The organism is cf. Phormidesmis sp. LEGE 11477, assembly GCF_015207105.1.
Classification (GTDB): Bacteria; Cyanobacteriota; Cyanobacteriia; order Phormidesmidales; family Phormidesmidaceae; genus Phormidesmis.
This window is the reverse complement of sequence record NZ_JADEXO010000177.1, coordinates 1-8,779: the sequence shown is the minus strand read 5'-3', so window position 1 is coordinate 8,779 and position 8,779 is coordinate 1. Positions and strand designations below refer to the sequence as shown.

General features: G+C 50.8%; 13 protein-coding genes. 4 read left to right on the top strand and 9 right to left on the bottom strand.

Annotated features, from left to right (window positions below; translation table 11 throughout):
* The 5 genes from IQ256_RS27485 to IQ256_RS27465 form a co-directional block, all read right to left on the bottom strand.
* Window positions 1-614 (bottom strand): hypothetical protein (locus IQ256_RS27485; RefSeq protein ID WP_228025344.1); only part of this gene is annotated, 614 nt, incomplete at its 3' end.
* Window positions 615-624: 10 nt separating this feature from the next.
* Entirely contained in the window at window positions 625-1,080 is a 456-nt protein-coding gene (locus IQ256_RS27480; protein ID WP_193858881.1) for a phage tail protein, read from the bottom strand.
* Window positions 1,081-1,123: 43 nt separating this feature from the next.
* The gene (locus IQ256_RS27475) at window positions 1,124-2,842 is read right to left on the bottom strand and encodes a phage tail sheath subtilisin-like domain-containing protein (protein ID WP_193858880.1); all 1,719 of its coding nucleotides are present in this window, start codon (window positions 2,840-2,842) and stop codon (window positions 1,124-1,126) included.
* Between the two features lie 63 nt (window positions 2,843-2,905).
* Entirely contained in the window at window positions 2,906-3,730 is an 825-nt protein-coding gene (locus IQ256_RS27470; protein WP_193858879.1) for a hypothetical protein, read from the bottom strand.
* Window positions 3,727-4,356, bottom strand: a complete 630-nt coding sequence (locus tag IQ256_RS27465) for a DUF4255 domain-containing protein (RefSeq protein WP_193858878.1) — start codon at window positions 4,354-4,356, stop codon at window positions 3,727-3,729. The genes IQ256_RS27470 and IQ256_RS27465 overlap by 4 nt, the downstream gene beginning before the upstream one ends.
* Window positions 4,357-4,610: 254 nt before the next feature.
* Between IQ256_RS27465 and IQ256_RS27460 the strand changes: the two genes are divergently transcribed.
* From IQ256_RS27460 to IQ256_RS27450, 3 genes are read left to right on the top strand one after another with little or no spacing between them, the layout of a single operon-like run.
* The gene (locus IQ256_RS27460) at window positions 4,611-4,922 is read left to right on the top strand and encodes a hypothetical protein (RefSeq protein ID WP_193858877.1); all 312 of its coding nucleotides are present in this window, start codon (window positions 4,611-4,613) and stop codon (window positions 4,920-4,922) included.
* Entirely contained in the window at window positions 4,907-5,128 is a 222-nt protein-coding gene (locus IQ256_RS27455) for a DUF2283 domain-containing protein (RefSeq protein ID WP_193858876.1), read from the top strand. Before IQ256_RS27460 ends, IQ256_RS27455 begins: the two co-directional genes overlap by 16 nt.
* Window positions 5,129-5,133: 5 nt before the next feature.
* Window positions 5,134-5,274 (top strand): hypothetical protein, encoded by a 141-nt coding sequence (locus IQ256_RS27450; protein WP_193858875.1) that lies wholly within the window; start codon window positions 5,134-5,136, stop codon window positions 5,272-5,274.
* Between the two features lie 3 nt (window positions 5,275-5,277).
* Here the strand turns inward: IQ256_RS27450 and rbfA are convergent, their stop codons facing one another.
* Together rbfA and IQ256_RS27440 are read right to left on the bottom strand one after the other, a co-directional pair.
* Window positions 5,278-5,685, bottom strand: coding sequence for a 30S ribosome-binding factor RbfA (gene rbfA / locus IQ256_RS27445; RefSeq protein ID WP_193858874.1), 408 nt, complete (start codon window positions 5,683-5,685; stop codon window positions 5,278-5,280).
* An 87-nt stretch (window positions 5,686-5,772) separates the two neighbouring features.
* Window positions 5,773-5,970: a DUF751 family protein gene (locus IQ256_RS27440; RefSeq protein WP_193858873.1), complete on the bottom strand. Its 198-nt coding sequence runs from the start codon at window positions 5,968-5,970 to the stop codon at window positions 5,773-5,775.
* 193 nt (window positions 5,971-6,163) lie between these two features.
* Here IQ256_RS27440 and IQ256_RS27435 point away from each other — a divergent pair, with 193 nt between their 5' ends.
* Entirely contained in the window at window positions 6,164-7,072 is a 909-nt protein-coding gene (locus tag IQ256_RS27435) for a DNA adenine methylase (protein WP_193858872.1), read from the top strand.
* A gap of 5 nt (window positions 7,073-7,077) precedes the next feature.
* Here the strand turns inward: IQ256_RS27435 and IQ256_RS27430 are convergent, their stop codons facing one another.
* Both IQ256_RS27430 and IQ256_RS27425 read right to left on the bottom strand, forming a co-directional pair.
* Entirely contained in the window at window positions 7,078-7,635 is a 558-nt protein-coding gene (locus IQ256_RS27430; protein WP_193858871.1) for a Uma2 family endonuclease, read from the bottom strand.
* Window positions 7,636-7,681: 46 nt separating this feature from the next.
* Window positions 7,682-8,248 carry a pentapeptide repeat-containing protein gene (locus IQ256_RS27425; protein ID WP_193858870.1) on the bottom strand — a complete coding sequence of 189 codons (567 nt, stop codon included), beginning with the start codon at window positions 8,246-8,248 and terminating at the stop codon, window positions 7,682-7,684.
* Window positions 8,249-8,779: the final 531 nt, after the last annotated feature.

Sequence of the window (8,779 nt, the reverse complement as noted above, 5' to 3'; positions counted from 1 at the left end):
GGTAGGGGAAGCGGGTCGTCGGCGACTAGATCGCATAAATCGGGCAAACACAAGAACGAGACTTCTGGCAGGCCCAAGAGATGGCTGACACCGCTCCAGGAAATGCGATCGCTCGGATTTCCGGCTAGCAGCCCTGTGTCATAGCCTGGAATCAGCTTAGAAATCAGAGACAAACGCTGCGATCGCTCTGTTGTAATTGGCAGCGGATCGTTCACGCGCACTACATAGCAGCGCCTTCCCCCTTGAATAAAGAAAGATCTCACTGCCGCGCTCAGGTAGGTTCCTCCCTTTAGCACGCTTTCTGTTTTGACTAATCTCTCTGATTCAAATAGCTGCTCAAATACGGCCCAGCTATCAATTGGCACTGGCACATCTAGCAGCGTTCTAGGCTTTGGGGGCAGATCGGGTTCTTCAGCGGTCGCTACCTCTATTGACTGAGCGCCTGCTCTAGCAGTGGGGCCGACTGTCCAGCCGCGATCACGTAGCCAATGTGCGATCGCCTCTGGCACATAGCTCTCCTTTCTCCCGACAACGCCTACAAAGCAGGCCACATCCGAACGATTCGGATTGACCTCAATAGTCGGTGCTTGAGTGATAAACCGCAGCCCTTTCATCGCCTTGCCTCTAGAGCTTCTCGAACTCGATTGTCTCAGCCGAAAGGGTCAGTTCTTCCAATGCCAAATCACCGCCGCCCTTGGCCGCAAACGTCGGCGCAGTATATTTCATCGGTACCACGCCGCGCAGCTTCCAAGCTTGAATGCTAGTCCCTGCCTCATCGCGCAGCGTGATTACCACTTCTCTTTGGGCGTCAGGTCCTTGAGTGCGAGAATCTTGCACCCACTTCCACAGATCAGAAGAATCCACCACGCCGCGCTTTAGGGTCACGTCAGACGCTTTGTAGATGCCGGGAACTTTTCGAGTGCGATTCTCTTTTTCGTTGCCGTTACGATATTCTGCAATTGTGATTTCAGTGCCTAGCCCTGACACGTCAGAAAACCCGCCCAAAGGCTCTTCTGGCCCAACTGGACCATTTAGATTCACTAGAAAATTAAAAGCGGGATAGGGGTGAGTTCTTGGCATAGCTGTTGTTCCTTATAAATGTATTCTCTAGAAGGGATAGTGCTCAGACGTTGACGTCTGCTGTCTTCTGACTGATACGGAAGATTACAAACTCGGCAGGCTTGACCACTGCTACGCCGATCAGACAGATCAGTCGGCCATTGTCAAGATCGTTTTGAGTCATGGTGGAGCGATCGCACTTCACAAAAAACGCCTCGTTCACAGACTCTCCTAACAGCGCCCCAGAAATCCACTCGTTATACAGAAATGCTGAAATCGTATCGCGCACATTCGTCCATAGCTGCGGCCCGTTCGGTTCAAACACCGCCCACTGTGTGCCCCGATCAATTGACTGCTCTAGATAGTTGAAATATCGGCGGATATTCACATACTTCCACTCAGGATCAGAGCTAATCGTCCGCGCTCCCCATACCCGGTATCCTCGCCCTGGGAAAAATCTTAAACAGTTCACCCCAGCCGGATTAAGCACCTCCTGCTCAGCAAAATTCACTTCTCTTTCAAACCGCAGCGCCCCGCGCACTACTTCATTGGCAGGTGCTTTGAACACGCCTCTTTCCACATCATTACGCGCATAGATCCCAGCGACAAAGCCACTTGGCGGCAAATCAATCTCCGCCGCAATGCCAGCATTACCCGGTCGAAATAGCGGATTCGCCACCGTCACCCACGGATAGTAGAGCGCCGCATACTTAGAATCAATCTCGCTTTTTGCTACCCGCGCCTGCGAGACAGACTGAGCTACTAGCGTATCTAGTACCGCAATTCGATAGCTGCGTCTTCTCTCTGCATGGCTAATCAGCTCTTTTTGAATGCCAACCGCCTCACTTTCAAAGGCCGAATATCCAGGCGCTGCCACAATCGAGATATCTTCTAGTCCAGCTAGCTCATCCAAGGCTGATTTAAAGGCATTAGCAGTTGGCGAAGCGCCATCGCTACCGCCGCCCAGCGAAATCTCTCCGTCTGTTAACGCCGTACTGCCGCCAAAGAGCGTATCGTGTAGCGCAAACGCTGTCGCACCATCCGGCTCAACCATCGCATAGAGGTTTTGCAAATAATCACTTCTGCGATTAGGCGTAGCCGTCAGCACCTTACCCAAAGATCGAGGATGCGCTGCGCCAAAGCCCAATCCCTCATAGGCCAGCTCATTGCCATCGGCATCTGTTGTAACAACGTTCAGGCTCAAAATCTCAACTGTTGTTCCATCAGCGAGGGGAAAAGGTAGCGTTACTGACTGGTCCGAGTTTTGCCAGCCCGCGCTTCCTTTTAAGAATAGTCCGGTGCTGCCACCGCTAGCACGTAAAAGCGTACCTTCTGGGGCAGCCGCTAGGGTCGCATTGGCAGCAGGTGCGCTCACCTCAGCGAACGAAATCTTACCGTTGTAGGCGCTGCCCGGAAAGCGAGCATCTATTTGAAAGCCGTTACCGAGACTGACGCTAGCAATACCGTTATCGTCATCTGCTGGCGGTAGATAAACCCGCGAAACATAGAGCCGTCCGCCGCCTTCATTAAAGAAAGCTCTGACCGAGTGCGCCAGATAGTTGATGATATCTTCACCAATTTCTAGATTCTCTAGCCCGCCATAAATCCGCTCAAAATCACCAAAGCTGGTAATCAGCTCGACTAAATTACCACTGTCAGGATCTGCCACTGGCCCTCGCCGCGTCAGGCCGACGAACCCGGCTGTGCTCGTACTCACCCCTTCTATTGACTTGGTACTGGGGGTTTCTTCAACATAGACGCCGGGAGCGAGATACTGTGGCATGGCCGTTGTTCCTAAAGGATGGATAAAAGAGTTTGGATGAATGAATAAGAAGAGTTAAAACAGCTAGGACAGCGTGACGGCTAGCCGCAGTGAGCGATGTCGGCCAGAGGCTAGCATCAGCGTCTCTGAGCCAGTTTGCAGCGTTCTCCGGTCGGCATTGAGCTGTTCTGGATTGGGCATGTAGCCGGGATTGGGATCGACTAGCTCAAGAAAATTAGCGTCCTCAGCAATCGTGTTTAGCGCTGGGTCAAAGACAACTTCTAAATCGGCGGAAAACTCTCTAGTAGAGGGATCTTCTGAAGATTCATCGCTGCTAGCGGTCACGATTGGAATGCCAGGGATGGCAATTAGCGCTTCGCCTCGCCAGTCGGCCTGAGTCAGTGTCGTTTCTGTGTTGACGGTGGTTTTAATCAGCGCCCAGGGCAGTCGCTGATTGGCATTGTTTAGAACGGTGGTTCTGAGGATGGCCCAGTTAGGGTTGGTGGGTGCGATCGCAGAGGGATACAGCGTCACCCGAACCGGACGAAACAGAGACTCATCGCCAACACTATCAAGATCGCTATCAGCATCTCTTGGTAAAGAAAGAGAAAACTGACGAGGCAGATATTGACCCGTAGGATCTTGAATATTGATATTCAAAACGGTTGCAGCGGGCGCTACAGCATTTGTAATATCGAATGTGTTTGTATAGTTCTCAAACCCAGGCGCTGATAGCAACACATAGAATCCCCTTCGGTTCTGTACAAACTCGCTTCGCGCCGCCGCCAGTCGCAAAGGCTGAAGAATGCTGCCGCCTGTTGTTGCATCGACAAAGCGTAGGCCCGCAATCACTCTGCGATCGCGCCATTCTCTCACCATCCAATCTCGACCAGCCACCGCAGCACTCATGACGCCCTCTCTACTGGTTCATTTTCTGCCAGCTCGCCCCACACCATTCGCGTCGCCACCACCGGCAGATCGCTACCCACCTGTTCTGACTCTATCCGCACTACCCTGGCCACATAGCCAAAGCTCAATCGATAAGCTGGCTTTAGCGTGTCCCAAATCCGCATCATATCTTCGTGAGTCAGCTCTGCTGGGATAATTTGCACGACATCTTCTCTATTCCAGTTCGCCTGCGCGCTCAGATAAGAACGATCCAGCAGCGGATGATCGTGCAGTTGACGCATTGCCCAAGCAAGTATTAGCTGTTCGGCCATTGCGTTCTTAGACCACGCCGTCATTAGAAAGTGCAGATCTAGCGAGAGCGGCTCTTTTTGTTGAGACGATCCATTAGCCTGACGCGAATTGCGTAGATGCTCATTGATATTGACCCGATACAGATAGATCGATAGCTGATTATCATCGTCTGCACTCTCCATATCATCAAGTGCGAGACTAGAGAGTAGCTTGAACGTACAATCAGGCACCGCATTCGGGCCAGATTCATTTGCTTGAGAAAAAGGCTCGTAGCTATCCCTCAAATATTCCACCAAAGAATCGCCAACTGAGTGAATTGCCCAAACATTCGCCATAAGAGAACGACTGACTTAATCACAAAAGCCCTCTACCCAACAGTTTGGGCGCTGGCTTTGCACTTCTAGTCTGTGACTTTTAGACGGTCTTATTAAATAGGGCTGGCTCTTCGATCTCTAGTCACATATTCAGGCGACCCGCATTCGAGCGCCACACCTTCAAGCGACATGCAGCTATTCACAAAAGCTACCCCGAAGACTTTGCTATTATCACTACACAAAAAGCCTAAGTGCTTTACAAGGTAGGTCTTCTTATGACCATTCTGAGAGACTACCAAAATCGGCCTATCCGCCTCACCGACGAACGGCTTGCCCATATCTTGCTCCACCCCGAAATGGTCGGTATGGAACCCGCTATTATAGAGACAATCAAACATCCCAATCTCGTCAGAAAGTCCAAGAGTGATGACGCTATAAATCTGCTCTATCGGTTCTACAATCAAACTACCGTCGGCGATAAATGGCTGTGCGTCGTCGTCAAGTACTTACCTACTGACGCATTCATCATCACCGCCTACTTTACAGATAAACCTAAAAAAGGAGTTGATGTATGGCCCAGCAGATAAAAGTTTGGTTTGACCCTGAAGCTGATTTTTTAGAGGTTCTTTTTTCTGACGCACCTGGCTACATGCGAGAAACTAAAAACGATGCTGTCATGGAACGGGTCGATTCGTCGGGGAACCTTTTAGGATTTTCTATCCTAGCAGTCAGCCAGCTAGACAAATCAAAGCCGTTAGTGGCCGAACTTCTGTCTAACAGCGAAGCAGCATAGCCAGAATGATGAATAAACTTCACTATCAAACGGTAATCCAGCAGGCAGAAGAGGATAGCTGCTTCTTGGTAAAGACTGTTTTGATAGCTCTTACTGAGACAGTGAGGGAGTATGCGTTTGCCTTGCCAGAGATGGCCTACAACTAGTGGCTATAGAGAATCAGTATCGCCTAGCTCTTGAGCATCGATTGAGTCGCCTGCTTGGCGCTCGGCGCTGATCTGGTTGAGCACGTTCAAGACGTTGGTTGCCAGATCAAAAGAGCGGTCTTCTTTGAAGGTGACTTCTGGCGTACGGCGCAGCTTCATTCTTTGGCCTAGCTGTCTACGCACGTAGCCTTCAGCCGCTTTTAGTCCTGCCATGGTCTCGGCTTTGGCCTCGTCGGTGCCGTAGATGCTGACAAAGATTTTGGCATGCTGCAAATCTCCGGCCACGTCTACATCAGTGATGCTAACCATCCCGGCACCGACGCGATCGTCTTTGATGTCGCTGAGCAGCATTTGGCTGACTTCACGCTTGATAGAGGCTGAGACTTTTGCGACTCGTCTACTAGTTGCCATATTGAATTGAAAGAATAATGAGGAGAAGGTAACGAAAACTGAACGCAATGCCAGTAACACGATGCCAGTAACGCGATGCCAGTAACGCTATGTTAAACCCAGCATCGCTCTGAGGATGAAGCTGAGGCCGATGAAGAAGGCAACCGCAGCGCCAATCAGGGCGATCGCAGTCGTAGGCCGCTTCAGTAAAGGAATCAGGGGCGCGATCGCGTTGTAAAAAATCCCTAATGAAAAGCTGATCAAATAGCGAGGGTAGCGCGATACATTGTCAAAAAACTCTTGCATGATAGCGAAAGGATAAAGAGCAGAAAGACCGAAGCAGAAAGACTAGAGCTGAAGAAACAGGTTACGCTGAACTAGAGTTATCACGTACTATCCTACCGCAAGTATTATTACTGCTGCTTCGATCTGCTGTCTCGATCTGCTGCCTCGATCTTAGGCGGCATCTTCAGTAGAGTTCGTCTACGCCACCGCTTTTATGACACCGCCTTTGACCGCTTCAGCGATTGCCGCCGCCAAAACCGCTGGCCAAACCGCTCACCTGGTCGCGGCGGCTCGTCCTTTTATCAAGTGGGCGGGTGGCAAATCGCGCCTGATAGAGCAGTATCGGCCTTTTTTACCGACAGACTTTCAGCGCTATCACGAGCCATTTTTAGGCGGCGGCGCTCTTTTCTTTCATCTAGCGCCACAGCTACAGGCTCAAGGGAAACGGGCCTACCTCAGCGATCTCAATCCCGCCCTGGTCAATGTGTATCGATGTGTGCGCGATCGGGTAGACGCACTGATCCACCAGCTAGCCTTTCACCAGCAACAGCACAGCGAAACCCATTACTATCAGGTTCGCGCCGCGATAGAAACTGAGCCCGTTGCCCAGGCTGCCCGGTTTATCTACCTCAACAAGACCTGCTACAACGGCCTGTATAGAGAAAATTCTAAGGGACAGTTCAACGTCCCTATAGGCCGCTACAAAAGCCCCAAAATTTGCGTGCCTGACCTGCTGCAAGCCGCCTCTGCCGCGCTGCAAATTGCGGATATTTCAGAACAGCCCTTTACCGATGTCGCCAAGCAGGCGCAAAACGCTCAAGATTTCGTCTATTTTGATCCGCCCTATCACCCACTGAGCGACACTAGCAAGTTCACGGCCTATAGTCGCGATCGCTTCACTACCGAGCAGCAAACTCTCCTCAAAGACACCATTCAGCAGCTAGCGACCGAAGGCGTACAAATTCTCGCGTCGAATTCTGACTGCCCTTTCATCCGCGAGCTGTACGCCGACTTCACTATCCAGACCATCACCGCCGCTCGCTCAATCAACTCCAAAGCCAGCAAGCGCGGCAAAATTACAGAAGTCTTGGTCGTCAGCACTAAACACGAACCAACCAGCTAAACCCGCTAAGCCGCAAAAAGCAGGTCAACCAAACAGCTAAACTGTGGCATCAGCGGACTAGTCAGCACATCCCCTTCAAACAGGCTCGCAGTTAGCACTAACTGACCAGAGTCTCGGCGGTAGATCTCGACTTTCTTCGCTCGCCAGTCCACTAGCCAGTATTCCTTGACGCCCTGCACAGAATATAAGCGTAGCTTTAGCTTGCGATCGCGATCAATATCTTTCTGACCGGCCGACAGCACTTCTACAGCCAGATCTGGCGCTTCTAGTAAATGGCCACCGTCGTCTTGAGCAATGGGCGGCCTTGCCTGCGAAACCCAAGCAACATCAGGAATGACGTTGTCAAAATCTGTAAAGACAATACCTGGACCGAACCAAACCTTGCCGCTGCCTTCTGCTTTTAACCAGGCTTTGATGTAGTAGAAAATCTCTCCACAGACGTCTTGATGACGACTATGCGGCGCTCTTGTCACTAGCAGCTCCCCATCGACTATTTCGTAGCGTTTGCCGTCGTCAGGCAGCAGTGCCAAATCCGACGACTGCCACCGAAGTTTCGCGACCATAGCGAGCGTTCCTTTAGCGCTAGATACATTCTACTGATCGTATATTCTACTGATCGTAGCTGCCACCAACACTGATTGGCGTATTGATCACTTGGGCGTTGAGCAGATCAACGTCGTTGATCTCGGCCCCTTCTAAACTTGTGTAGATTAGAGTCGCCTCAGAGAAGTTGACGTTGCTAATTACGCTTTCGTCTAGCAGGGTGTGCGTGAGGAAAGCGCCGCTGAGATCAGTGTTGATCAAGGTTGCGCCTGTTAGATCTGCGCCTTCTAAGTTAGCGCCAGAAAGAACAGCATCTGTCAGGTTTGCCCCTCGCAGATCCACGCCGATCAAGTGCTCGCCCGTCAGGTCAGCGCCTGTCAGGTTGCAGCCTCTGCAAAACCCGGTCTCTAGTAGCTGGGCAACGTCTGCGACATTGGCCGCTGCTGACTGCTGCTCAATCACCTGGTGATTCACTTCTGCTTGGTCAACTCGCTGTTGGGCCAGTGCTGGCTGAGGAGTGAGTAGCGCCGTGCCCGTTGCGCCGAGTACAGCCGCCGCCGAGTAGGTCGCTAGGCGATTGAAAGCACGGCCTAGCGCATGTTTCCTATTAGTCGATACGGTGAATAGTTTCATGATATTTGTAGTCTCCTCTTGATACGTTAAGAGACAGCAGACCGTTGAGAAAAGGCTAACTCTTAATACGCTTACTTGTTAGCAGAAGCACCTGATTAATCATTGTTTAATCAAGCAGCTTTGATGCAGCTTTGATACGATATTTCCTAACAGAAATATGTTATTTTTTCACTGTGAAGAAAAACATCTGCTAAAAGGGTGAAGGCTGGCTTTGCTAGCAGTTTTTAGGCCAAAAGAAAGCTTTGAGAATCAATTAAACGAAAAGCTTAAACAGATTGCCTTTGAAGTTTTCTTTTCTCTTCAATTTTAGAACAAATTATCTTCACTAGGCAGTGCGAAGTTTTTGTTGAAAGCTGAGCTTTATTTTAAGCGGCAACAGGCAGTTCTTCTTGGCGTTCAGGGTACTTAGGTTTAGCTTTGAGTAATTTAGGGAGAAGTAGAGCGGACTTACGTTTGGATAAAACGGTTGGCTGTAGATGCTGAAGCGCCAGGCGCACAATTTGCTCGCTGGGCAACCCGTGTTTAGGGAGC